The sequence below is a fragment of the Orbus hercynius genome (assembly GCF_003634275.1).
Classification (GTDB): Bacteria; Pseudomonadota; Gammaproteobacteria; order Enterobacterales; family Orbaceae; genus Orbus; species Orbus hercynius.
This window is the reverse complement of sequence record NZ_RBWY01000002.1, coordinates 309,521-334,536: the sequence shown is the minus strand read 5'-3', so window position 1 is coordinate 334,536 and position 25,016 is coordinate 309,521. Positions and strand designations below refer to the sequence as shown.

The following is a 25,016-nucleotide window of genomic DNA, read 5'->3' as shown; positions in this document are numbered from 1 at the left end:
ACATTAAAATCCCATTCGTGGCGTTCTAGACTTGCTGACAGAACCACCATCCAAGCGACTCACCACAATAGTATCACCCAAATCAAGCCCAGATTTGACTTCTACATTAACATTATTATCAATACCAATTTCAATCGCTTTTTCGCGAATATTTTGCCCATCATCTAATACAAATACCGTTGCTTTGCCATCACCAAAATTTTGTTGAATCGAGGTAGATGGTATATAAAGTACATTTTCTGCATTAGCTAATACAATGTAAACCTGAGCAGTCATCGAAATACGTAAAAGATGTTCAGGATTATCCACATCAAATAATCCATTGTAATAAATAGCAGTAGTCGTTGTGGTTGAAGTCGATGTTTCGTTATTAATCGAAGTTGGTGCTGGCTCAACCGCGCGAAGAGTCATACCACTAAAATGCATATTCGGTCGTCCCAGAATCGTAAAGTATACAGGCATACCCGTTTTGACCTTAATAACATCAGCTTCTGAAATTTGAGCCTCTACAGTCATTTTATCAAGCTGGGCAACTTTAACAATCGTTGGCGCACTTTGCACCGAGTTAACCGTTTGACCTTCTTCTACGGGTGTTGCAACCACAATCCCATCAATCGGTGAAGTGATTTTTGTATAACCAAGATTAACTTCAGCAGTGTCTACTGCAATTTTAGCTCGGATAATATCAGCATCAAGCGAAGCGATATCCGCCTTAATAACATCTAGTTGCGCCTCAGCGGCATCTAAATCAGATTGTATACCAACACCTTTATTCACCAATTTCAATTGGCGTCCATAAGTTAACTGATAATTTTTTAAATTCGCCTCTTTTGCTGTTCGTTGTGCTTGTAAGCTTGCTAATGATGCTTTTGATTGCATTAAGTCATTTTTTTGTTTAAGGTCATCGATTTCAGCAATCATGTCCCCGGCTTTTACTTTATCACCTAATTGAACATATAACTTTTGAATCTGACCCGAAACTTGTGCGCCGACATTCACTAGTTTAAATGCGCTAATTTTCCCATCAGCGAGTACCGTCTGCTCAATATGACCTTTTTCAACTTTAGTCGTAATATATCGCGTATCTGACTCCTCAGTAAAAAATAGACGACTTACGCCATAGATAATGATAAGTATCACTAGTAACACAAGAATATATTTAAATTTTATTTTTCTCAAAAATGTCATTAATAACTAGCCTCAACTAAATAAATTTCCACAGATATCTCAACTAAGGAGATAAAAACCGATACCATCTTTGGTGTTATCGTGTAATATAACTAATTATTGCAGTAAATAGCTAATAATAAATTGTAATGATAATAAAAACAGCTTAGCGATTTAGATAAAAATTTACTTAGCCAAGTACTTCCTCTTTGTATAATGACTATCCATGTTGCCGGAAGCATTCCAGCTATTGTGCGGTATTCTATTTTTGCTTATCAACAAGGTGTGCCAACTTAATCTAATTGGTTATGTGAAAACGATGCAGTCCTAACGCTGAAATCGCTGATTGTGCAATCAAAACACATATCGATGTTTTAACTGAAATGTAAAAAACAATACTCATAAAAATCGCATAACCGTTTAATGTAAGATATTATTTTAAGCAAAATTAACGTAAAATAGGCTCAATAGCTAGCGCATACAGTAAGATATTCATTATAAGGATCTCACACATTGGCAATGAAGAAAAAAAATATCATTTATATTTTACTCATTATTCTAATTATCGGTATTTATTATTACCAACGAGAAGAGAGCAATGCTAATTTGGTTGAAACAATTGACTTAGCGACTCAACCTATCTATCAAAGTGATCGGATGGAAACAACAATATATGATCCGGTCGGTAATTTAAGTTACAAAATTATTGCCAGCCAGGTAAAACATTTTGACAGTCAAGGCGAAACATTATTTCAAATGCCAAATATTACATTATATAATCGAGACGTGATAGAAACTTGGCACATTTCTGCAAATCAATCGACATTAACACGTGATAAACTTTTATATCTTGAGGGCAATGTGATACTGCAAAATATTCTACCCGATTCACAATTACAAAAAATTATCACAGATAATGCGACTGTTGATTTAACGACTCAGGTTGTGACGTCTAAAGATTTTGTAACAATTGAAGGGACAAATTTCACCTCAACAGGTACAGGCCTCTTCGGTAATTTAAGAAATAAAACAGCCGATATATTAGAAAATGTAAAAACTTATTATAATACACCCAACATTCAAACTCAGAGCCCAACTAACTAAGGATACCACTAATGAGACGTCATGTTCCCTCTCGTTCCACAAAAATTAAATTTATGTTAGTTGGCCTAATAATTAGTTTACTATCATCATTATCACACGCTCAAACATCACCAAGTGCAACGATTAACAATAAACCAATTTCGATCGATGCCGATAATCAACAGATAGATTTAAAAAACAATACCATTACCTTTACAGGGAATGTCGTTATCATTCAAGATAATTTGGAAGTCAAAGCGCATACGGTCGTCATTACCGATATGAATAGTAAAGAGAACCAAATCATTACCGCCAATGGCAGTCCTGTATATTTCAAACAAATGAATGCCCAGTCGCCAAAACAGACAATTATAGGCCATGCTAATCAATTAATTTATCAAGTTAAAGAAAACAGTGTTACGCTAATTGGTGATGCAGAGTTATTACAGCAAGATAATCACATTGTGAGTAATAAAATTATTTATGATGTCAACCAGCAAAAAATTCTCGCACAAGCAAATAAAGGTAGCAGAGTAAAAACGACAATCATTCCTAATCAAGTCCAAGAGATAAAACGATAACATGGCCACTCTACAAGCAGTCAATTTAGCGAAAGTATATAAAAATCGCCGCGTTGTTGAAGACGTCAGTCTTACTGTCAACTCAGGTGAAATAGTTGGTTTATTAGGACCGAATGGCGCAGGAAAAACTACAACATTTTATATGGTAGTAGGTATTGTGCCTCTGAATGCAGGTAATATTTATCTTGATAATAAAGACATTAGTTTATTACCGCTACACGAACGTTCTCGAATTGGTATCGGTTATTTACCACAAGAGGCATCTATCTTTAGGCGTTTATCGGTTTTTGACAATATCATGGCTATTCTCGAAACCCGCAAATCGTTGACAAAAGAGCAGCGAGTCGAAAAAGCACAAGCGTTACTCGAAGAATTTCATATTACTCATATCCGCGACAGTATAGGGCAAGCTTTATCAGGGGGAGAAAGACGACGAGTGGAGATAGCCAGAGCACTGGCTGCTGATCCCAAGTTTATTCTACTAGATGAACCTTTTGCCGGTGTAGATCCCATTTCGGTTATTGATATTAAAAATATCATTAGAGCACTACGCGATAGAGGACTTGGTGTTTTAATTACTGATCATAATGTGCGTGAAACCCTCGATGTATGCGAACGCGCTTACATTGTTAGTAAGGGACATTTGATTGCTGAAGGTAGCCCAAATCATATCCTAAACGATGAACATGTTATACGTGTTTACTTAGGTGAAGAATTTAGGCTATGATGAAACCGAGTTTACAACTAAAGATTTCACAGCAGCTGACAATGACCCCACAACTGCAACAAGCCATTAGGCTGTTGCAACTTTCTACTCTTGAACTATGTCAAGAAATTCAAACTTCATTAGAAAATAACCCACTACTCGAAATTGACGAGCATTATGAGGAAATCACAGTAGAAGCGCAAAGCGAAACAGATATCATCGACACATATGAAATGATGGAAAATCGTGAAATTTCTGAAGATATTCCATTTGATGCCTCTTTAGAGGATATCTATACAGCCGGAACCCCATCAGGCACGCATTCCGACTATCGTAATGATGAATTTTCCCTTTATCAAGGCGAAACCCATCAGACCCTTAATGACTACTTAATGTGGCAACTCAATTTGAGTCCATTTAGCGAACGAGATAAAACAATTGCCGTTTCGCTCATTCAAGCTATTGATGATAGAGGCTATTTAACCTGCTCATTACAGGATATTTTAGAAGAACAAGGTAATGAAGATATCGAAATTGATGAAGTAGAAACGGTGTTAAAGCGTGTACAGTATTTTGATCCAGTAGGTATCGGCGCAAGATCATTACAAGAGTGCTTATTAATTCAAATTAATCAATTAATACCAATAACTAATGAAATTAAACTTGCAACATGTATTATTAAAGACTATTTGGATCAACTTGGCCAAAAAGACTATAAATCTTTGACTAGACAGCTTAATATTACACCCGCGCAATTAAAACAGGCCATTGATATTATACAGCAATTGCAACCCTATCCTGGTGAGTCGATTAATACCTCACCACCAGAATATGTCATCCCAGATGTGTTAGTCAAAAAAGTCTCTCAAAAGTGGCATGTCATAATCAATCATGATTCATTTCCAAAACTTAAAATTAACCAACATTATGCTTCAATGGTAAATATTTCTAATGAAAGTGATGGGCAATATATTCGGCAATCGTTGCAAAACGCAAATTGGTTAATCAAAAGCATCGAAAATCGCAATGAAACACTGACTAAAGTCAGTCAGTTTATTGTCGATCATCAACAAGACTTTTTTGAATATGGTGAAGAACACATGAAACCAATGATATTAGCGGACATTGCCAATGCGATTAATATGCATGAATCAACAATTTCACGTGTGACAACATTAAAATATTTACAGTGTCCACGTGGTATTTTTGAATTAAAATATTTTTTTTCGAGCCATGTGACAACAAAATCCGGCGGCGAGGCATCTTCGACAGCAATACGAGCTTTAATCAAAAAATTAGTCCAAAACGAAAATAGCCAAAAACCGTTAAGTGATAGTAAAATAACTAATCTATTAAAAGATCAAGGTATGATAGTTGCTAGGCGCACGATAGCAAAATATCGAGAATCTTTATCGATTCCGCCATCAAGCCAACGTAAGCAGCTTAAATAACCTACCCTTCAAATTAACAGAGTAAAGGATTCAGATTATGCTATTAATGATAGTAAGTGGTCGTTCAGGTTCAGGAAAATCCATTGCTTTAAGGGCATTAGAAGATATGGGATTTTACTGTGTTGATAACATTCCAATTATACTGCTTCCCGAGCTTGCCAAAGTATTAGAAGATAGTAAAACTCCCGTTGCCGTAAGTATTGATATTCGAAACCTACCCGCAAGTTTTATTCAATTTGGTGAGATTATTACACAACTACCCAAATCGATTACGCCACAAATTCTGTACTTAAATAGTAGTCGTAATACCTTAATCCGCCGTTATAGCGAAACAAGGCGCAATCATCCTTTAGCCATACAGGGGAGATCGCTTGAAGAAGCTATCGATTTAGAAGAGCAATACCTTGAACCACTTCGAGACCGTGCTGATTTAATGATTAACAGTGATAATTTATCTGTTCACGAATTATCAGATATTTTACGTCAACGTATTTTAGGTAAAAAAGAACGTGAATTGACCATTATATTTGAATCCTTCGGCTTTAAATATGGATTACCAACCGAGTCTGATTTTGTTTTCGACGTGCGCTTTTTACCAAATCCTCACTGGGATCCAAGTCTAAGGCCACTAACCGGTTTAGATGAGGCGGTACAACAATATTTAGCTAAGCACTGGGAAGTCAACAATTTTATCTACCAGACCGCAAACTATATGCAGCAGTGGTTACCTTTACTGCAAAAAAATAATCGCAGTTACCTCACAATTTCTATTGGTTGTACCGGCGGTCAGCATCGCTCGGTCTATATTGTTGAAAAACTGGCTAAATTATTTAATGTTCATGGTCAACAAGTGCAAACCCGCCACCGCAGCTTAGAAAAAGGTTTGCATCAAAAGTAACAGCAACGCTATCTTTTTAATTGATGAAAAGATAGCTGTTTTTTGCAATACTTATTTTTATTTTGGTTCGTCTATTGATAATACTGTTCAGCTAAACTACCCATTCACAACTGTTGTCATCGCTAAATAAAAAGCACTAGCATCATACAAGCCATAATTGATCTTGATTAATTTCTAAGACAACACACGATAAGATGATGGCAAAAAGCCTAGCTAGTTTCAGTTTATTTTTCACTATTTTTCGATTAAAATAACGACGCAATAGATAACATCTCTATTGAAAATTAACAATATAAAAAAGGATAAGAAATGGATTGGTATTTAAAATGTATTAAAGATAATTACGCTAATTTTAATGGTCGTGCTCGTCGTAAAGAGTTTTGGATGTTTACGCTATTTAATTGGATTGTGATTTTTGTTCTCATGATTCTAGCTGGAATTTTCGGTTCTTTCAGCCACTCATTGGCAAGCATTGTTGTTTTTATTTATTTTATATTTGCCGCAGCAGTTATTATTCCAACGATTGCCGTCACTGTGCGTAGATTACACGATACAGGAAGATCTGGTTGGTGGTACTTAATTATCTTTGTCCCGATTGTTGGACCAATTATCTTATTAGTGTTTATGTTTCTTGATTCTATGCCTATAGAGAATCAATATGGGCTAAACCCTAAAGCGTAATCTAAAATTAAACCGGAGATTAATCCGGTTTTTTATTAGTTTGTTTTAACAACATGTAGTCAAATACTTTCTGCTCTATCTCTCTTTTATACTGTTCGGCTAAATCACCTAATGTAATTTTTTCGGGTGCTAAAACTAAGCTGCTTACATTGACTAGCTCAATATCATCGGGTAATTGAATGAGTTTTTCCTTCAAGACCTTAACCGTTGCATTATAAGGATGACCAATGGCGATCGCACTGCCATGTTTTTGTGCAAACCTGATCGCAATATCCAATTGATGAGCAATTGACTGTTCGTCTTGAGAATCATCGAGAAAAACATTCCGAGTCGCATAAGCAACGCGATACTCTTGCGCAGCAATTATAGCCTGACTTCTCGCTATCGTTCTGCTATCTAAAAAGAATAGTGAATACGGTGATAAGCTACTCATCACTTTACGCATTCCCGCCAAATCTGATGTCATCAAGCTGCCCATGTGATTATTTACACCAATCGCATAAGGAACTTTTTCAACAGACTCATCAATAATTCGCTTAATCTCCAACTCGCTCATGGATGGAAAAAGCGTATCAATTTCAAGAGGCTGCTTACCCATTGGCGCCATCGGTAAGTGAATAATCACATCTTTATCATTTTGATGAGCAAGTGTTGCCATATGAGCTGCATTAGGGGAATGGGGTAGCACTGCAATCGTAATTGGATAAGGCATTAATATAAGCTGTTCTTCATTATGCTCACGATAACCAAAATCATCAATCACTAGAGCCAATTTTGCCGCATCCGCTAGCGGAATAATCATCAAAAAAACTAAAATCACACGAACGAATAATATTAACTGTTTCATTTTTTTAACCATGCACTTGGATTGAGTGCTTTACCATCCCGGCGAACTTCAAAATAGAGCGAAGCGCTCCCTTGCCCTCCCGTATTCCCCACTAAAGCTATGTCTTGCCCTTGTACAATTTTATCGCCAACATTCACTAATACTCGTTGATTGTAACCATATAACGTCATATCACCTTTACCATGCTCTAAAACAACGATAAAACCGTATCCTTGTAACCAGCTCGCTAAAATTACGCGACCATCAGCAATTGCTTTAACTTTAGTCCCTTCTTTAGCACTAATAACAAGCCCTTTCCAACGTAACTCACCCTGCTGTGGTTCACCAAATTGATATACAATCTTACCCGATACTGGCCACTCTAACTCGTGATTAGGCTTGCCAATTCCGCTTACTCTTGCCATCAGTGCTCGTTCGTTTTTAGTCGGATTATAGTTATAGTTTTTCTGTTTATCTTTAATCTTATCAGCTTGTTTTGCTTCATCTTCTGCAACTTTCTTACTCTCTTGCTCCGCCTTGGCAATTTGTACTTTAAGCCGCGTTTCATTCTCTTTAAGCTCATCAAGTTTTTGCTGATTTAATTGCATGGATTGATCAAGTGCATTAATGGTTTTTTGTCGTTCTTTTTGATTAACCACCAGTGAATTTCGTTGCTGCTTTTGCTCAACTTGTAAGATTTGCTGAGTTTGATGTTTTTGTTCTAATAAATGTCTTTTCTCGGATAATGCTGCCTGAATCTGCTTGAGCTGATTAATTCTATTTTGGCGCTCGATATTGATATATCCGTAGTAAGCAATAATACGTTCATTACGATCACTTTGTTGACCAGAGAAAACTAGTTCCATACTACTTGTTTTACCGAGTCGAAATGCGCCTTCTAACTGTTTGGCCAAAATACTTTGTTGTGCTTGCTGTTGCTTTTCTAAGTCATTAATTTGTCGGCTAAGCTCAGCAATCTCTTCTGATAAATTACGCAGAAGTTGATCTGATTTATCTAAAGATGCTAATAATGCCGCAATTGCAATCTCTTGCTTTTTCAGATCAGCCTGAATTTTAGAACGCTGCTGTTTTTGTGCGGTGAGTTTCTTTTCTTGTTCAAGAATAGATTGTCGAATAGATTGTAGATCTTGTTTATCATCAGCATGACCATACGGCAGAACAAATAATATCCCACTGAATATAAATAGTAAGCTGAAGAAAATAGAGCGCATTGTTATCGATTATCGGATTTATTAAATAGAATTATATATTTTATTTATTGTCCACTATAACCGATTGCTTTATTGCTGACAAACAGAATATCAAACAAAGTGCTCTAACAAGTAGAGCACGTTACATTTTGATAAAAATAAAATTACTTATTAATAAATAAAACATTACCTGTCATTTCTGCCGGCACATCCATATCAATTAATGTCAGCATTGTCGGCGCTAAATCAGACAGCTTACCACCTTCTACCGCTTTAACCGATTTAGATCCAACATAAATCAATGGCACCGGTAAATTCGTATGAGCAGTATGTGCCTGGCCTGTTTCGTCATCACGCATTTTTTCTGCATTACCATGATCTGCCGTAATTAATAGTTGACCGGCAACTTTATTAACCGACTCAACAACGCGTCCAATACAGTGATCTAGAGCTTCAACCGCTTTTACGGCAGCATCAAAAACCCCTGTATGACCAACCATGTCACCATTAGGATAGTTACAGATAATAACATCATATTTTTGGCTTTCAATGGCTGCCGTTAATTTATCCGTTAATTCTCCCGAACTCATTTCTGGTTGTAAATCATATGTTGCAACTTTTGGTGAGTTAATTAAAATGCGATCTTCATTAGCAAATGGTACTTCTAGCCCACCATTAAAAAAGAATGTCACATGTGCATATTTTTCAGTTTCTGAAATACGCAATTGAGTTTTATTATTTTTAGCTAACCACTCACCAAGTGTATTAGTCAATGATTCTGGTGCATAAGCGACAGTTGACTTAATGTCACTTGCATATTCAGTTAATGACACATAATGAGCAAAATTAACTATGCGCTGGCGTTTAAATCCATCAAAATCGTTACTAATAAATGCGCGCGAAATTTCACGAGCACGATCTGCTCGGAAATTCATAAAAATTAGGCTATCGCCATCTTGCATTACTGCACTTGGCTCATCTACAGCTTGAATCACCGTTGGTTTTACAAACTCATCATTTTCATCACGATGATAAGCAGCTTGTAATCCTTCAACAGCGGAAGCGTAAGTAAACTCACCCTTAGCATCAACTAATAAATTATAAGCTTGCTCCACACGATCCCAACGATTATCACGATCCATTGCATAATATCGCCCAACTAAAGAAGCAACGCGACCTTTGCCTAACGCTTTAAACTTATCAGAGAAAGCTTGTAAGCTCGCTTGTGCGCTTCTTGGTGGTGTATCACGACCATCTAAAAAGGCATGCAAATAAAGTTTAGTTGCACCACGAGCAGCAGCTAACTCAACCATCGCCATGATGTGCTCTTCATGGCTGTGTACACCACCCGATGATAGTAATCCCATAATATGAACAGCTTTATCACTTTTAACCGCATCATCAATCGCTTTAATTAGCACCGGATTTTGCTCAAACTCACCGTCCATAATTGCTTTAGCGACACGAGTTAAATCTTGATATACAACTCTTCCTGCGCCAATATTAGTGTGTCCAACTTCAGAGTTACCCATTTGGCCAAATGGCAAACCCACCTCCATACTAGAGGCATTAATTAAAGTATTTGGGCAAGTCTTGATTAAATTATCCATAACAGGCTTACGTGCAGCTGCAATGGCATTATCTTTTTGATCTTCTCTATGACCATAACCATCTAAAATCACAAGGACAATTGGTTTTTTGTTTGTATTGCTCACATTTGCTCCTAAATTATCTTAATATACCAATCTAAACTGCTCGTATTTTACTACAGATGCCCATTGTGGTATAGGGTTATCCTTTTTAGCAGGTGCTATGTTGCCAATAATTTATCAATCAAAAAGTTAACTTGTCAGTGCTGATGTTTAATGTAATAGCTAGTTTGATGAGGGTGCCCTAGTAAAATAGGAATTTGACTCGAAAAAATATATTTTGGTAAAAATAGGCTATTTACTCGTCATATTTCATTAATAAAAAAACCCAGCAAACGCTGGGCTTTTTTATCTAAATTAAGATTACTTAATTTTAGCTTCTTTATATACAACATGCTGACGTACAACGGGATCATATTTTTTGATTTCCATTTTTTCAGGCATTGTTCTTTTATTTTTGCTAGTGGTATAAAAATGACCAGTACCAGCAGAAGAAACTAATTTAATTTTTTCACGTACACCTTTAGCCATGATAATTTTCCTCTATAGCTTCTTAGTATTTTTCGCCACGGGCACGAAGTTCAGCTAAAACTGCATCAATACCCTTTTTATCGATAGTGCGCATACCTTTAGCTGATATACGTAATTTTACAAAACGTTTTTCACTCTCAACCCAAAAACGGTGAGTTTGAAGATTTGGCAGAAAACGACGTTTAGTAGCATTCATCGCATGTGAACGATTGTTTCCTACTAATGGTTTCTTGCCTGTTACTTGGCAGATTCGTGACATGTCAATAATTCTCCGAAATTTCAGTGCTTAGGCCTTGGATACAATATGTTAATGGAACATTAACCTCGTCAGGCTTTAGTCTTCTATCAGGTCGTTGAGATAAGTCTTAACAACAATAGACCAACTACTCATACTATACCCACAATAATTAAGGTAGCGAAGTATACGCTGTTATGCAAATATTCTCAAGTATTATTACATGTTACAATAAAAAAATCTTATTCAAATAAAAACATTGCACTAAAACAGTGTGTAGAAGCAGACTATACTTATCTATGTTGCTATAATTAGATTGTTTTATCATCGATATAATCTCAAAATTTACTCAATTTTATTATATTTAGCGTATCGTCAATAAGTTTTATTGGGCATATACTATCCTTTTCACTGATTTTTGCTATCATATACTATTTGAAATTAATATTCTGAGTTGTTGAAATTATGTCAAAGTGGACAACCTCTTGGTGGGCAACGACTTGTTTTTCAGTAATCAATATACCTGTCCGATTATTTGTAAAAAGCAAGTCAATTCCGACTGATCCGATTAGTGAACTCAATATAGATAAGTCTAGACCGATTCTCTATGTATTACCATACAACTCAAAAATCGATCTGTTGGTTTTGCGTTCGCTGTGTAAACAGCATCAATTACCCGATCCATTAAAAGGTATCAATACCAATCATACTGTTTTACCAGCTTATCTTTATATTGATAAAGGGCCCGGTATCTTTGCTTCAAATCAACAAAAAAATAGGTCAATCAATATTATTAAACAGTATATTGATGCGCACCAACAAAATGAACAGCTAGATGTACAAATGTTGCCCGTGTCGGTTATGTTTAGCCGTGCTCCAAATAAAGAAGGTAAAAAGAAACTCTCTTTACAAGTACTTGGTGGCATACGTAAGTTCATAAAGATGCTGTTCTCCGGCAGAGATTGTTATACACGATTTTCGAATACCGTGTCATTTAAAAACATAATATTATCTACACCAACAAAAGACATTGATAAACTATCACTAAAATTATCACGTGTAGCACGTATTCATTTTGCCAAGCAGCGTACTGCGTCTGTAGGCCCTATGCTACCAGTTCGGCAACAAATGTTAAATAAGTTGCTTAATAGTCCTGTCCTTACCGGAATAATACAAGACGAGGCTAAAAATAAAAATATTTCTGAGGAAAAAATCAGAAAAGATGCGTTTGGAATGCTAAATGAAATCGCCGCCAATTTTACCTATCGAGCGTTAAAATTAACAGATTACGTTCTAACATGGGCATGGAGCCGATTATATCAAGGACTCAAAGTCACCAATGCCGATCCCGTTAGAGAACTTGCACAAAACGGACACGAGATCGTCTATACGCCTTGCCATCGCAGCCATATGGACTATTTATTACTTTCATATGTTCTCTATCGGCAGGGGTTAGTCCCACCACATATTGCGGCAGGTATTAACCTCAACTTCTGGCCGGCGGGCCCGATCTTTCGCCGGCTTGGCGCATTCTTCATTCGGCGATCATTTAAAGGTAATAAACTGTATACTGCAGTATTTCGTGAATATTTAGCTGAGCTCTTTATTCGTGGCTACTCAGTTGAATACTTTATTGAAGGCGGGCGATCCCGCACTGGTCGTCTACTCGATCCCAAAACAGGCATGCTAATGATGACCATTCAGACTCTGTTACGTGGCGATCCAAGGCCGATTTCTATCGTACCAGTTTACATTGGCTATGAGCATGTATTAGAAGTAGCAACCTATGCCAACGAATTGCGCGGCGCAACAAAAAAGAAGGAAAGCTTGTGGCAAATGCTCAAAGCCTTTCTTAAGCTTAAAAAACTTGGGCTTGGTTACGTAAATTTTGGTCAGCCAATTCCGCTAAACCAATTCTTAAACCAAAATATTCCTGAATGGCGTGAAGCCATAGAACCGACAGGGACAGCGAGACCAAATTGGTTAACGCCAACAACCAATTTATTAGCTAAAAACATTATGGAAAACATCAATGCATCAGCAGCAGTCAATGCAATGAATCTATGTTGTTCTATCTTACTGGCCTCTCAGCAACGTGCATTAACTAAAAAACGCTTACTCGAGTATATGGATAGTACACTATTTTTACTAAGAAATGTGCCCTATTCAGATCTCATTACAGTACCTCATAAAAGTTCAGAAGAATTATTTGAACATGCCAAAGCAATGGGTAAATTTGTCATTACTGAAGATGAAGTTGGTGAAATTGTTAGTTTGAGTCAAGAACAAGCCGTATTAATGACTTTTTATCGTAATAACATTCAGCACTTAATTATTATTCCGGCGTTGATTGCCAAAATACTACTGAAACATAATCGGATTTCACAACAAGAGTTAGTTGAACAAATACTCAGATTCTATCCACTGCTTAAATCGGATTTCTTTCTCTATTTTGATGAAGAACAACTATTAAATTATGTTCATAAAATCATTGTGAATTTAGCTGAGATGAATTTAATTAACTATACACAAGAGCGCATTACACTTAATTATCTTAAAATTGCCTCACTTCAACTATTAGCCTCCAATGCAAATGATACTTTACAACGCTATAGCATTGCATTCTCACTGTTGCAGAAAGACCCGACCATAAGCAGAATGACGCTTGAAAAAGAGAGCCGACTCATTGCAGAAAGACTCTCTGTATTACATGGCATTAATGCACCAGAATTTTGTGATAAAGGCGTATTTTCTACATTGATAACAGCATTAAGAGAACAGGGATATCTTGATGATAAAAATGAAGCTAATCTTGATAAGATTAGCTCTATGAATCAAATTTTGCAACCGCTTATCGCAAATCAAGTTTTACAAACCATAGAAGAAATATATTAAGCCTAAAAATGATTTACCAGTAGACCAATAAAGATGCTCAAACCGATATAGTTATTATTTAAGAATGCTTTAAAACAGCATTCTCTATTTCGGTTAGCAATCAATGTCTGTTGATAAATAAAGAGTAGTACTACAGCAAATAAAGCAAAATAAAAACTGACAGCTAACTGATTGATTACAGCAATCATGATTAATAACAATACAGTCATGGTCTGCAATATTGCGATACATAATTTATCGTTTTCCCCAAATAAAATAGCCGTTGATTTAATCCCTATTTTTAAATCATCATCACGATCAACCATCGCGTACATTGTGTCATATGCAATAGTCCAACAAATATTTGCAATACATAATAGCCAGCAAGTCAGTGGAAAAGAACCCAGCGTTGCGGCATAAACCATCGGGATTCCCCAGCTAAATGCAATCCCCAGAATCAATTGGGGAAAATGAGTAAATCTTTTCATAAATGGATAGACTAGCGTCGTTAAAAAAGCAAAACACGCAATTAACCAAGTAAGAGGGGGTAACGTAAATAGTAATAATACCGATATAACAATTAATACTAAAAATATGAACAATGCATTTTTACTTGTTAATTGACCACTTGCTAAGGGTCTATTTCGTGTTCTTAAAACGCTACCATCAAATTTTCTATCGGCAAAGTCATTCACAACACACCCAGCAGAGCGCATTAAAAAAACACCTAGCGTAAACACAATAAATAATTTCAGCGTTGGCTCTCCAACTAACCATAGCGCCCATAATGTTGGCCACAATAATAACAATGTCCCAATGGGTTTATCCAGACGCATGAGTTTACAATAGGCTAATGCGAAATTTTTCATATTAAAATGACCTCACAATAAGTCGGTATATCACAAATTATAGTGGAATATATGATAGTTGTGAAACCAATAATCCAATATCCGATTAAATACAAATGGTGGCTAAGACAAATGAATTTAATGATCATATTAAAACGGCATAATGTCATATTACTCAATATAATTTTTAAAAATAAAGATACATTATGCTTTTTTTCAGCTAAAATCGTCGCATCTTTTCTCGCTAAAGACTGGAGATAAAATGAAAATAGCAAAAGATAGTGTCGTAAGTATAGCTTATCAAGTTCGCACAAAAGATGGTGTCTTAGTTGACGAAGCAACAGTGGTTGCTCCGCTTGAATATCTACATGGCGCAGGTAATTTAATTAAAGGTCTAGAAGATGCTTTAAATGGCCATCAAGCTAATGATAAATTTGATGTTGACGTTGCATCAAGTAACGCTTATGGTGATTACAATGACAATCTAGTACAAGAAGTACCACGTGAAGTGTTTGTCGGTGTTGATGATCTTGAAGTAGGCATGCGTTTTCTTGCAGATACCGAACATGGTCCAGTACCAGTCGAAATTACAGCTATTGATGGTGATAAGATTACTGTTGATGGTAACCATATGCTTGCCGGACAAGATCTAAAATTTAGTGTTGAAGTCATAAATGTACGTGAAGCAACTGAGGAAGAACTTGCTCATGGACACGTTCATGGCACACAGGGTCATAGCCATGGAGGCTGTGGCTGCGGAGACCATGGCGGTGGTGGGTGCTGTAGTAACGACGATGATGGTTATCACAGTGACAGCGATGAAGATGATGGTTGCTGTGGTGGTCACGGTGGCTGTGGATGTAAGCACTAAGCTAATTCAAAAAAGCGCTAAATCTTTAGCGCTTTTTATCCCACAGAAAAACGCTTTTGCGAGCTCGTTACCATATTTCAATATTTAAGCTGTACCATCTCCCTATTTCTAGCAAAATTTAACTTTTAATTAATTATTAATAATAAGGTTAAATCCAATGATGCCAAGAGAAAAATTACTACAATTTGGCGCTGCAGCGCTATCTGATCATGAATTGCTAGCACTTTTTTTAAGAACAGGCACCAAAGGTATCCCGGTCTTACGTCTATCACAAATGCTATTGTATGAATTTGGATCCTTAAATAAACTCATGAATGCCAGTCATGGTGATTTTTGTAAAAAACAAGGGCTCGGTACAGCCAAATACACTCAGCTTAAAGCAGTTATCGAATTATCTTCTCGCTATTTGAAGGTACAAATGACGCAAGAAGATTCACTTACTTCACCAAACCTAACTTACCATTACCTGGCAAGTCGACTAGCAGATGAGGAACGAGAAATTTTTTTAGTGATTTTTCTTAATAACCAAAATCATGTTGTTTGTACCAAAGAAATGTTTGTAGGCACTTACAATTCTGTAGAAGTGCACCCTAGAGAAATTATTCGTGAAGCTTTAAAGCATAATGCCGCAGCGCTTATTCTTGCGCACAATCATCCGTCAGGAGTTGCTGAACCCAGCCAAGCCGATCGCAATATTACTTATCAAATAGAAAAGGCATGTGATTTAGTTGATATTCGCATTATTGATCACTTTGTTATTGGCAAAGGCGAATATGTGTCATTCGCTGAGCGGGGTTGGTTATAAAATCATCCTTCACAAAAATATCTTGATTGTTAAAACAAGTATCTTACGCTGACTCTCGCATCTTATGTTATTTTGCATTATGATAGCAGTAAAATTAAGGAAGAACATAACATGAAAAATGACAAATTAAGTGAACAAATTGAACGATTAGAGACCAAAGTCAGTTTTCAAGAATTAACAATTGAAGAACTTAACCAAATGGTGGTCCAATTACAATCAGATATGGCTAAAATAAAAGAGCAGCTGACATTGCTATCAAAAAAATTGCAAACTACCCATGCATCAATTATCGCCGATGCATCAGAAGAAACACCACCGCCCCATTATTAAAATACCCCAATAAATTGACTTAGCCACAATATTTCAGAGTTTAAGACAAAAAAAACCGACATATAGTCGGTTTTAATATGATACAGCACTATTCAGCTGTAGCAACTTTTGACTCATCGATTTCAGGGCGATCGACTAACTCAATATAAGCCATTGGAGCATTGTCACCAGCTCTAAAACCACATTTCATAATGCGAATATATCCACCAGGACGATTAGCAAAACGTGGACCTAAATCTGAAAACAATTTTTTTACCGCATCCGTATTACGAATACGAGCAAAAGCCAAACGACGATTAGCTACACTATCAGTTTTAGCTAATGTTATTAACGGTTCAACTACTCGACGCAGCTCTTTAGCCTTAGGTAAAGTTGTCTTGATAATTTCGTGCTCGACAAGTGAACTTGTCATATTACGAAACATCGCCTGACGATGGCTGCTATTACGATTAAGCTGACGACCACTTTTACGATGGCGCATAACTTTATCCTTCTTATATAAACTTTATATTAGTCTTCAACAATACTTGCCGGTGGCCAATTCTCAAGGCGCATACCAAGAGATAGACCACGAGAAGCGAGCACATCCTTAATTTCAGTAAGTGATTTCTTACCTAAATTAGGCGTTTTTAAAAGCTCAACTTCAGTACGCTGTACTAAATCACCAATGTAATGAACTGCTTCTGCTTTCAAACAGTTTGCAGATCGAACAGTTAACTCCAAATCATCTACTGGACGTAGTAAAATTGGATCAAATTCTGGTTTGTCTTCTTTAACTTCTGGTTGACGAATATCTCGTAAGTCAACAAAAGCTTCAAGTTGCTCAGCCAAAATAGTAGAGGCTCTTCTAATTGACTCTTCGGGATCAATCGTTCCGTTAGTTTCCATATCGATAACTAACTTATCTAAATCCGTACGTTGTTCAACACGGGCTGCTTCTACAGAATATGCAATCTTATCAATTGGACTGAAACATGCATCAACTAATAAACGACCAATTGGACGATCTTCATCTTCTAATCGAACTCGTGCTGAAGCAGGAACGTATCCACGACCTCTTTGCACACGAATTCTCATATTAATTGAAGCATTAGCGTCAGTAAGATGACAGATCACAAGATTAGGATTGACGATCTCAACATCACCATCATGAGTAATATCAGAAGCAGTCACAACACCTGATCCAGATTTATTCAGTGTTAACATTACATCATCTTTACTATGTACTTTTACTGCCAACTTTTTCAAATTCAACAGAATATCAAGTACATCTTCTTGGACGCCTTCTTTAGTACTGTATTCATGCAAAACGCCATCGATCTCAACTTCCGTTACAGCACATCCCGGCATTGATGATAATAAAATACGGCGCAGTGCATTACCTAGTGTATGACCAAATCCACGCTCTAGTGGCTCTAAGGTCACTTTTGCATGAGTATGGTTGTATTGAACAACATCAACTAGGTGAGGTTTTAAAAACTCTGTTACAGAACCCTGCATTGTGTCCTCTCTTAAGTACTAACTTTACTTAGAGTAAAGTTCGACGATCAAATGTTCATTGATGTCAGCTGATAAATCAGCACGTTCAGGAATTCGCTTGAATGTTCCTTCCATTTTGCTGGCATCAACTTCTAACCAAGTTGGTTTTTCACGTTGTTCTGCTAACTCTAACGCAGCTTTAATACGTGCTTGTTTTTTAGCTTTCTCACGAACGCTAACAACATCTTCAGCTGAAACCTGATAAGAAGCGATATTAACAACATGACCATTAACCAACACAGCTTTGTGGCTGACTAATTGACGAGCTTCAGCGCGAGTTGCACCAAATCCCATGCGATACACAACATTATCTAAGCGTCGTTCTAAAAGATTTAACAAGTTTTCACCTGTATTACCTTTGATACGAGCAGCTTCATGGTAATAGTTACGGAATTGTTTTTCTAAAATACCGTAAATACGACGAACTTTTTGTTTTTCACGTAACTGAACACCATAGTCAGATAAACGTGGCTTACGCGCACCATGCTGACCTGGAGCCTGTTCTAGTTTACATTTACTTTCAATCGCGCGAACACCTGATTTAAGAAATAAATCAGTACCTTCACGACGACTTAATTTGAGTTTTGGTCCCAAATATCTTGCCATTTTCTTTCTCCAATAATCCTAAAACGTCAAGTGTTTAAACACGACGTTTCTTTGGTGGACGACAACCGTTATGAGGAATCGGAGTAACATCAGTGATGTTTGTGATGCGATAACCCGCTGCATTCAATGCACGAATTGTTGACTCACGACCAGGACCAGGTCCTTTTACCATAACTTCCAGATTCTTAATTCCGTATTCTTTCACAGCCTCAGCACAACGTTCTGCTGCAACTTGCGCAGCAAAAGGCGTAGATTTTCGAGAGCCTCGGAATCCTGAACCACCAGCGGTTGCCCAACCTAATGCATTACCTTGACGATCGGTAATTGTCACGATTGTATTATTGAAAGATGCATGAACATGAGCTATACCATCAGAAACTTGTTTTTTTACACGCTTACGTGCAGCACGAACAGGTGTCTTTGCCATTCTTAATTACCCCGATTATTTCTTGATAGGCTTACGCGGTCCCTTACGGGTACGTGCGTTAGTCTTTGTACGTTGACCACGAACTGGAAGTCCACGGCGATGACGTATACCACGATAACAACCAAGGTCTAATAAACGCTTGATACTCATAGTCACTTCACGACGCAAATCACCTTCAACAGTGAATTTTGCAACTTGTTCACGTAACTGTTCAATCTGATCTTCAGATAGTTCTCTGATCTTAACATGCTCAGCGATACCTGCAGCTTCACAAATGATTTTGGCACGAGTATTACCGATACCATAAATCGCTTGTAGAGCGATAACCGCATGTTGTTGATCAGGAATGTTAATGCCTGCTATACGGGCCACTATGCACTCCTATTAGTTAATATTAATATAATTTAAGTCACCTCTATACCGAAAAGCCCGTTTTCAGGATACTCAAATAAAGGGACCACAATAATTATAGGCTGGCTATTCTAGCCAGCTTTACTATACTTTGGCAAGTAAAATATGCAAAGTCCAACTTAAAAGTTAAGATTACTTAACCTTGGCGTTGTTTATGCTTACCTTCAACGCAGATAACACGAACGATACCATTACGTTTGATGATTTTGCAATTTCTACATAATTTCTTGACTGAAGCACGAACTTTCATTTTTTTCTCCGTAACTTCGGGCGATCTTAACGACCATAGCCTTTAAGATTCGCTTTCTTTAAAACGGACTCATAACGATTTGGCATCATCAGAGTCTGTACCTGAGCCATAAAATCCATGATTACAACAACAACAATTAATAGTGATGTTCCACCAAATTGGACTGGAACCTTCATTGCAGAAGTCATAAACATTGGAACCAAACAAACAAAAGTGATATAAAGAGCACCAACTAACGTTAAACGCGTCATAATTCGGTCAATGTATTTCGCTGTTTGTTCACCAGGGCGAGTTCCTTGAATAAATGCGCCTGATTTTTTTAGCTGTTCCGCGGTTTCACGAGGATTAAATACTAATGCTGTATAGAAGAAGCAGAAAAAGATAATCGCAGCAGCATAAAAAATAATATAAAGCGGCTGTTCATGTGAAAAATACTGCCCAATCACAACAAAAATATAACGCCAACCTTGTCCATCACCTTGTAACCATGATGCCATCATTGCTGGTAACATCACAATTGTTGAAGCAAAAATAGCAGGAATAACCCCAGCCATATTAATCTTCAATGGTAGATGGGTACTTTGTGCCGCATAAACGCGGCGCCCTTGTTGCCGTTGTGCGTAGTTTACCACAATACGTCGTTGACCACGTTCAACAAAAACAACAAAGTAAGTAATACCAATAACTAAGGCTGCAACAACTAATAATAATAGCGGGTGCAATTCGCCTAAACGAGCTTTTGCAATAGTTTCACCAATAGCATGGGGGAGGCCTGCAACAATACCAGCAAAGATAATAATTGAGATACCATTACCCACACCGCGTTCAGTGATCTGTTCACCAAGCCACATTAGAAACATAGTGCCAGTAACTAAACTTACTGAGGCGATAAAATAAAAAGAGAAACCAGGATTAATAACCACTTGACCAAATCCTGGAATCTGAGGTAAACCTGTCGCAATACCAACAGCCTGTAAAATCGCAAGAACTAAAGTACCATAACGCGTATACTGACTAATTTTTTTACGACCTGATTCACCTTCTTTTTTCAACTCTGCAAGCTTAGGATTTATCGCCGTTAATAACTGCACAATAATTGATGCAGAAATATACGGCATGATACCTAATGCAAAAATTGAAGCTCGGCTTAACGCACCACCTGAGAACATATTGAACATGCCAATAATACCATTATTACTTGCAGCTTGTGAAAGTAACTTGGTTAATGCCTCAGTATCGATACCAGGAACGGGAATAAAAGAACCAATTCGGAACACAACAAGCGCTATAAGAACAAATATTAATCGCCTTTTGAGCTCACTGCCACCGCCTCTCGTACTTTGGAAATCTAATCCTGGTTGCTTTGCCATCTTTCTAATTATTCCTCGATTTTTCCACCAACAGCTTCAATTGCAGCTTTCGCACCTTTAGAAACACGAATACCACGAACTGTTACTGGTTTAGTAATTTCACCTGCTAACATTACTTTTGCAAATTCAATTTGTGTACCAATTACGTTTGCGGCTTTAAGCGAATTTAAATCAACAACATCACCTTCGACTTTCATTAATTCTGAAAGACGAACTTCAGTTGTTACTAAAGATTTGCGTGAAGTAAAACCGAATTTCGGTAAACGGCGATATAATGGCATTTGACCACCCTCGAACCCACGACGAACACCGCCGCCTGAACGAGAATTCTGACCTTTAACACCACGACCACCTGTTTTTCCTAATCCAGATCCAATACCTCGGCCTAGACGCTTAGATGCATGCTTTGAACCTTCAGCAGGAGATAAAGTATTTAAACGCATTACCTATTACTCCTCTACTTTAACCATGTAATAAACTTGGTTAACCATACCGCGCATCGCTGGTGTATCTTCGCGCTCAACAGTATGACCAATTCCACGTAATCCTAATCCACGTAACGTAGCTTTATGCTTTGGTAAACGTCCAATAGAACTGCGAGTTTGTGTAATTTTAATCGTTTTTGCCATGGCTCATTACCCCAAAATATCTTCGACGGTTTTACCACGTTTTGCTGCGACCATTTCTGGTGATTTCATATTTTCTAATCCATCAATAGTTGCACGCACCACATTAATTGGGTTTGTAGAACCATACGCTTTAGCAAGAACGTTGCGAACTCCGGCAACTTCAAGTACAGCACGCATTGCACCACCGGCAATGATACCTGTACCTTCTGACGCTGGTTGCATGTAAACGCGTGAACCCGTGTGAGCACCTTTTACTGGATGCTGTAACGTGTCATTGTTTAATGCTACATTAATCATGTTACGACGTGCTTTTTCCATCGCTTTTTGAATAGCGGCTGGAACTTCACGAGCTTTACCATAACCAAAACCGACACGACCATTACCGTCACCAACCACTGTTAGTGCAGAAAAACTAAAAATACGGCCGCCTTTAACGGTTTTTGAAACGCGGTTAACTGCGATTAGTTTTTCCTGCAGTTCACCAGCTTGTTTTTCGATGTTTGACATCTTTAACTCCTACCTTAGAACTGTAGGCCAGCTTCGCGAGCAGCATCTGCTAGCGCCTGAACTCGACCATGATATTGGAAACCAGAACGGTCAAAAGAGACATCTTTAATATCTTTCGCCAATGCACGTTCTGCAATTGCTTTACCAACTGCCGCTGCTGCTTCTTTGTTTCCTGTGTATTTTAAATTTTCACTGATAGCTTTTTCAAGTGTTGAAGCGGCTGCCAGTACTTCAGATCCGTTTGGTGCGATAATCTGCGCATAGATATGACGCGGAGTACGGTGGACAACAAGACGTGTTGCCAGTAACTCACGCATCTTAGCACGCGCTTTTGTGGCACGACGGATACGAGCTGATTTCTTATCCATAGTGTTACCTTACTTCTTCTTAGCTTCTTTAGTACGCACGATTTCATCGGCGTAACGAACACCTTTACCTTTATAAGGCTCAGGACGACGATAAGCACGGATATCTGCTGCAACTTGTCCAATTAACTGTTTATCAGCACTTTTCAGGATGATTTCAGTTTGAGAAGGACACTCAGCGGTCACACCTGCAGGTAATTGATGCTCAATTGGATGAGAAAATCCAAGTGATAAACCAATTGCATTACCTTTAAGTTGTGCACGATAACCCACACCAACTAGCTGAAGTTTTTTAGTGAATCCGGCAGTAACACCTATCACCATTGAGTTAACCAATGCTCTTGCGGTTCCTGCTTGTGCCCAAGCATTAGCAGCGCCTTCACGTGGAGCAAATTTAATTGCGCCATCTTCTTGGTTAAGAACAACAGCATTATTAATTGAACGAGATAACTCGCCATTTTTACCTTTAATCGTAATTTCCTGACCGTTGAGTTTTACCTCTACGCCAGCAGGAATAACGACAGGTGCTTTAGCAACACGAGACATTTTTTTCTCCCTTACGCTACGTAGCAGATAATTTCACCACCAAGACCTGCTTGGCGTGCTGCACGATCAGTCATAACACCTTTAGAAGTAGAAATAACTGCGATACCTAATCCTGCCATTACTTTTGGTAATTCATCTTTACGTTTATAAATACGTAAACCAGGACGACTAACGCGTTTGATACTTTCTACAACTGCCTTACCTTGGAAATACTTTAATGTAATTTCCAATTCAGGTTTTGTGTCACCTGTAACTTTATAGTCTTGGATATAACCTTCTTCTTTTAGCACGTTGGCAATTGCCACTTTTAACTTAGAGGAAGGCATGGTGACCGCAACTTTGTTCGCAGCTTGCCCATTACGAACTCGGGTCAACATATCTGCGATAGGATCTTGCATGCTCATCTATAACACTCCTCTGATTACCAACTTGCCTTTTTAAGACCAGGAATTTCACCGCGCATAGCAGTTTCCCTAATCTTAATACGGCTTAGACCAAACTTACGAAGGACGCCATGAGGACGGCCCGTTTGACGACAACGGTTACGTTGACGAGATGGACTAGAATCTCGAGGAAGCGTTTGCAATTTAAGCACTGCATTCCAACGATCTTCATCTGTTGCATTCACATCAGAGATGATCGCCTTTAATTCTTGACGCTTTGCAAAGTATCTATTTGCTAGCTTTACGCGTTTTTTATCACGCTCAATCATTGATTGTTTAGCCATTAGTTTACCCTACCCTTACTTGCGAAATGGAAAGTTAAAGGCAGACAACAACGCGCGGCCTTCATCATCTGATTGTGCAGTAGTCGTGATAGTAATATCTAGACCACGAACACGATCGACTTTATCATAGTCAATTTCAGGGAAAACGATCTGCTCACGAACACCCATACTATAGTTACCACGACCATCAAAAGATTTTGCGCTTAAACCACGAAAATCTCGAGTACGTGGTAGTGCTATATATACAAGACGTTCAAAGAACTCCCACATACGTTCGCCACGTAAAGTTACTTTACAACCAATAGGATACCCTTGACGGATTTTAAAACCAGCAACTGATTTGCGTGCTTTAGTGACTAGTGGTTTTTGACCACTGATAGCAGCTAAATCTGCTACAGCATTATCTAATAATTTCTTATCAGTAATAGCCTCACCCACACCCATATTCAAGGTGATCTTTTCGATCCGAGGGACTTGCATGACAGATTTGTAGCCAAACTGTTCTTGCAGTTTATTTACTACCTGTGCATTGTAGTAATCATGCAGTTTCGCCATCGTACACTCCAAATTACTTAATTGTTTCATTAGTAGACTTGTAGAAGCGGACTTTTTTGCCATCTTCAAAACGGAAGCCTACGCGATCAGCTTTGCCTGTAGCAGAGTTGTAAATTGCAACATTAGAAACATTAATAGCTGCTTCTTGTTCAACAATCCCACCCTCTTGATTTAATGCTGGTACTGGTTTTTGATGTTTTCGCACCAAATTAATACCTTCAACAATCACTTTGCCTGTAGACAAAACACTTTTAACTTTACCGCGTTTACCTTTATCTTTACCAGTTAACACGATAACTTCATCTTCTCGACGGATTTTCGCTGCCATTACCCGCTC

At 37.8% G+C, this 25,016-nt stretch carries 33 protein-coding genes; 10 read left to right on the top strand and 23 right to left on the bottom strand.

The window, feature by feature from the left end:
- Positions 1-3: 3 nt before the first annotated feature.
- Positions 4-1,188 (bottom strand): efflux RND transporter periplasmic adaptor subunit, encoded by a 1,185-nt coding sequence (locus tag DES39_RS07170; protein WP_121145101.1) that lies wholly within the window; start codon positions 1,186-1,188, stop codon positions 4-6.
- 498 nt (positions 1,189-1,686) lie between these two features.
- On the opposite strand from DES39_RS07170, the gene lptC reads away from it, so the two are divergent.
- The 6 genes from lptC to DES39_RS07140 all read left to right on the top strand — a co-directional run bounded on the left by lptC (position 1,687) and on the right by DES39_RS07140 (position 6,567).
- Positions 1,687-2,271, top strand: coding sequence for an LPS export ABC transporter periplasmic protein LptC (gene lptC / locus DES39_RS07165; RefSeq protein WP_121145100.1), 585 nt, complete (start codon positions 1,687-1,689; stop codon positions 2,269-2,271).
- 11 nt (positions 2,272-2,282) lie between these two features.
- On the top strand, positions 2,283-2,831 hold the full coding sequence (gene lptA / locus DES39_RS07160; RefSeq protein WP_121145099.1) for a lipopolysaccharide transport periplasmic protein LptA: 549 nt from the start codon (positions 2,283-2,285) through the stop codon (positions 2,829-2,831).
- A gap of 1 nt (position 2,832) precedes the next feature.
- The gene (lptB, locus tag DES39_RS07155) at positions 2,833-3,558 is read left to right on the top strand and encodes an LPS export ABC transporter ATP-binding protein (protein ID WP_121145098.1); all 726 of its coding nucleotides are present in this window, start codon (positions 2,833-2,835) and stop codon (positions 3,556-3,558) included.
- Positions 3,558-4,988 carry an RNA polymerase factor sigma-54 gene (locus tag DES39_RS07150; protein ID WP_121145190.1) on the top strand — a complete coding sequence of 477 codons (1,431 nt, stop codon included), beginning with the start codon at positions 3,558-3,560 and terminating at the stop codon, positions 4,986-4,988. The genes lptB and DES39_RS07150 overlap by 1 nt, the downstream gene beginning before the upstream one ends.
- 37 nt (positions 4,989-5,025) lie before the next feature.
- Positions 5,026-5,886: an RNase adapter RapZ gene (rapZ, locus tag DES39_RS07145; protein ID WP_121145097.1), complete on the top strand. Its 861-nt coding sequence runs from the start codon at positions 5,026-5,028 to the stop codon at positions 5,884-5,886.
- A 309-nt stretch (positions 5,887-6,195) separates the two neighbouring features.
- Entirely contained in the window at positions 6,196-6,567 is a 372-nt protein-coding gene (locus tag DES39_RS07140; protein WP_121145096.1) for a DUF805 domain-containing protein, read from the top strand.
- Positions 6,568-6,586: 19 nt separating this feature from the next.
- Here the strand turns inward: DES39_RS07140 and DES39_RS07135 are convergent, their stop codons facing one another.
- From DES39_RS07135 to rpmB, 5 genes are all read right to left on the bottom strand, one after another.
- Positions 6,587-7,414: a divergent polysaccharide deacetylase family protein gene (locus DES39_RS07135; protein WP_170143362.1), complete on the bottom strand. Its 828-nt coding sequence runs from the start codon at positions 7,412-7,414 to the stop codon at positions 6,587-6,589.
- Positions 7,411-8,625, bottom strand: coding sequence for a murein hydrolase activator EnvC (gene envC / locus DES39_RS07130; RefSeq protein WP_121145094.1), 1,215 nt, complete (start codon positions 8,623-8,625; stop codon positions 7,411-7,413). Before envC ends, DES39_RS07135 begins: the two co-directional genes overlap by 4 nt.
- Positions 8,626-8,768: 143 nt before the next feature.
- Positions 8,769-10,319 carry a 2,3-bisphosphoglycerate-independent phosphoglycerate mutase gene (gene gpmM / locus DES39_RS07125; RefSeq protein WP_121145093.1) on the bottom strand — a complete coding sequence of 517 codons (1,551 nt, stop codon included), beginning with the start codon at positions 10,317-10,319 and terminating at the stop codon, positions 8,769-8,771.
- A 297-nt stretch (positions 10,320-10,616) separates the two neighbouring features.
- Positions 10,617-10,784 (bottom strand): 50S ribosomal protein L33, encoded by a 168-nt coding sequence (gene rpmG, locus DES39_RS07120; protein WP_121145092.1) that lies wholly within the window; start codon positions 10,782-10,784, stop codon positions 10,617-10,619.
- Between the two features lie 22 nt (positions 10,785-10,806).
- Positions 10,807-11,043, bottom strand: a complete 237-nt coding sequence (rpmB, locus tag DES39_RS07115; RefSeq protein WP_121145091.1) for a 50S ribosomal protein L28 — start codon at positions 11,041-11,043, stop codon at positions 10,807-10,809.
- 441 nt (positions 11,044-11,484) lie between these two features.
- On the opposite strand from rpmB, the gene plsB reads away from it, so the two are divergent.
- Positions 11,485-13,914: a glycerol-3-phosphate 1-O-acyltransferase PlsB gene (gene plsB, locus DES39_RS07110; RefSeq protein ID WP_121145090.1), complete on the top strand. Its 2,430-nt coding sequence runs from the start codon at positions 11,485-11,487 to the stop codon at positions 13,912-13,914.
- 2 nt (positions 13,915-13,916) lie between these two features.
- Here the strand turns inward: plsB and ubiA are convergent, their stop codons facing one another.
- Positions 13,917-14,762, bottom strand: a complete 846-nt coding sequence (gene ubiA / locus DES39_RS07105; RefSeq protein WP_121145089.1) for a 4-hydroxybenzoate octaprenyltransferase — start codon at positions 14,760-14,762, stop codon at positions 13,917-13,919.
- A gap of 241 nt (positions 14,763-15,003) precedes the next feature.
- Between ubiA and slyD the strand changes: the two genes are divergently transcribed.
- The 3 genes from slyD (at position 15,004) to DES39_RS07085 (ending at position 16,747) form a co-directional block, all read left to right on the top strand.
- Positions 15,004-15,612 carry a peptidylprolyl isomerase gene (gene slyD, locus DES39_RS07095; RefSeq protein WP_121145087.1) on the top strand — a complete coding sequence of 203 codons (609 nt, stop codon included), beginning with the start codon at positions 15,004-15,006 and terminating at the stop codon, positions 15,610-15,612.
- 157 nt (positions 15,613-15,769) lie between these two features.
- Positions 15,770-16,417, top strand: a complete 648-nt coding sequence (gene radC, locus DES39_RS07090) for a RadC family protein (protein WP_121145086.1) — start codon at positions 15,770-15,772, stop codon at positions 16,415-16,417.
- A gap of 111 nt (positions 16,418-16,528) precedes the next feature.
- On the top strand, positions 16,529-16,747 hold the full coding sequence (locus tag DES39_RS07085; RefSeq protein ID WP_121145085.1) for a SlyX family protein: 219 nt from the start codon (positions 16,529-16,531) through the stop codon (positions 16,745-16,747).
- Between the two features lie 88 nt (positions 16,748-16,835).
- Here DES39_RS07085 and rplQ read toward each other — a convergent pair whose 3' ends face one another.
- From rplQ to rplX, 16 genes are all read right to left on the bottom strand, one after another.
- Entirely contained in the window at positions 16,836-17,228 is a 393-nt protein-coding gene (gene rplQ / locus DES39_RS07080; RefSeq protein WP_121145084.1) for a 50S ribosomal protein L17, read from the bottom strand.
- Between the two features lie 29 nt (positions 17,229-17,257).
- The gene (locus tag DES39_RS07075; RefSeq protein WP_121145083.1) at positions 17,258-18,247 is read right to left on the bottom strand and encodes a DNA-directed RNA polymerase subunit alpha; all 990 of its coding nucleotides are present in this window, start codon (positions 18,245-18,247) and stop codon (positions 17,258-17,260) included.
- A 24-nt stretch (positions 18,248-18,271) separates the two neighbouring features.
- Complete coding sequence (gene rpsD / locus DES39_RS07070) at positions 18,272-18,892, bottom strand: 30S ribosomal protein S4 (RefSeq protein ID WP_121145082.1); 621 nt, start codon at positions 18,890-18,892, stop codon at positions 18,272-18,274.
- Between the two features lie 34 nt (positions 18,893-18,926).
- Positions 18,927-19,319, bottom strand: a complete 393-nt coding sequence (gene rpsK, locus DES39_RS07065) for a 30S ribosomal protein S11 (protein ID WP_121145081.1) — start codon at positions 19,317-19,319, stop codon at positions 18,927-18,929.
- A gap of 15 nt (positions 19,320-19,334) precedes the next feature.
- Positions 19,335-19,691, bottom strand: coding sequence for a 30S ribosomal protein S13 (gene rpsM, locus DES39_RS07060; protein ID WP_121145080.1), 357 nt, complete (start codon positions 19,689-19,691; stop codon positions 19,335-19,337).
- A gap of 175 nt (positions 19,692-19,866) precedes the next feature.
- Complete coding sequence (gene rpmJ, locus DES39_RS07055) at positions 19,867-19,980, bottom strand: 50S ribosomal protein L36 (RefSeq protein WP_025314403.1); 114 nt, start codon at positions 19,978-19,980, stop codon at positions 19,867-19,869.
- Positions 19,981-20,006: 26 nt separating this feature from the next.
- The gene (gene secY, locus DES39_RS07050) at positions 20,007-21,350 is read right to left on the bottom strand and encodes a preprotein translocase subunit SecY (protein WP_121145079.1); all 1,344 of its coding nucleotides are present in this window, start codon (positions 21,348-21,350) and stop codon (positions 20,007-20,009) included.
- Between the two features lie 8 nt (positions 21,351-21,358).
- Positions 21,359-21,793, bottom strand: coding sequence for a 50S ribosomal protein L15 (gene rplO / locus DES39_RS07045; protein ID WP_121145078.1), 435 nt, complete (start codon positions 21,791-21,793; stop codon positions 21,359-21,361).
- Positions 21,794-21,799: 6 nt separating this feature from the next.
- On the bottom strand, positions 21,800-21,979 hold the full coding sequence (rpmD, locus tag DES39_RS07040) for a 50S ribosomal protein L30 (RefSeq protein ID WP_039103338.1): 180 nt from the start codon (positions 21,977-21,979) through the stop codon (positions 21,800-21,802).
- Between the two features lie 6 nt (positions 21,980-21,985).
- Positions 21,986-22,486, bottom strand: a complete 501-nt coding sequence (gene rpsE, locus DES39_RS07035; RefSeq protein ID WP_121145077.1) for a 30S ribosomal protein S5 — start codon at positions 22,484-22,486, stop codon at positions 21,986-21,988.
- Between the two features lie 14 nt (positions 22,487-22,500).
- Entirely contained in the window at positions 22,501-22,854 is a 354-nt protein-coding gene (gene rplR / locus DES39_RS07030) for a 50S ribosomal protein L18 (protein ID WP_121145076.1), read from the bottom strand.
- Positions 22,855-22,863: 9 nt separating this feature from the next.
- Positions 22,864-23,397, bottom strand: a complete 534-nt coding sequence (rplF, locus tag DES39_RS07025) for a 50S ribosomal protein L6 (protein WP_121145075.1) — start codon at positions 23,395-23,397, stop codon at positions 22,864-22,866.
- An 11-nt stretch (positions 23,398-23,408) separates the two neighbouring features.
- Positions 23,409-23,801: a 30S ribosomal protein S8 gene (rpsH, locus tag DES39_RS07020; RefSeq protein ID WP_121145074.1), complete on the bottom strand. Its 393-nt coding sequence runs from the start codon at positions 23,799-23,801 to the stop codon at positions 23,409-23,411.
- 17 nt (positions 23,802-23,818) lie between these two features.
- Positions 23,819-24,124 (bottom strand): 30S ribosomal protein S14, encoded by a 306-nt coding sequence (gene rpsN, locus DES39_RS07015; protein ID WP_121145073.1) that lies wholly within the window; start codon positions 24,122-24,124, stop codon positions 23,819-23,821.
- A 15-nt stretch (positions 24,125-24,139) separates the two neighbouring features.
- Positions 24,140-24,679 (bottom strand): 50S ribosomal protein L5, encoded by a 540-nt coding sequence (gene rplE / locus DES39_RS07010; protein ID WP_121145072.1) that lies wholly within the window; start codon positions 24,677-24,679, stop codon positions 24,140-24,142.
- Positions 24,680-24,692: 13 nt separating this feature from the next.
- On the bottom strand, positions 24,693-25,007 hold the full coding sequence (gene rplX, locus DES39_RS07005; RefSeq protein WP_121145071.1) for a 50S ribosomal protein L24: 315 nt from the start codon (positions 25,005-25,007) through the stop codon (positions 24,693-24,695).
- Positions 25,008-25,016 lie beyond the last annotated feature (9 nt).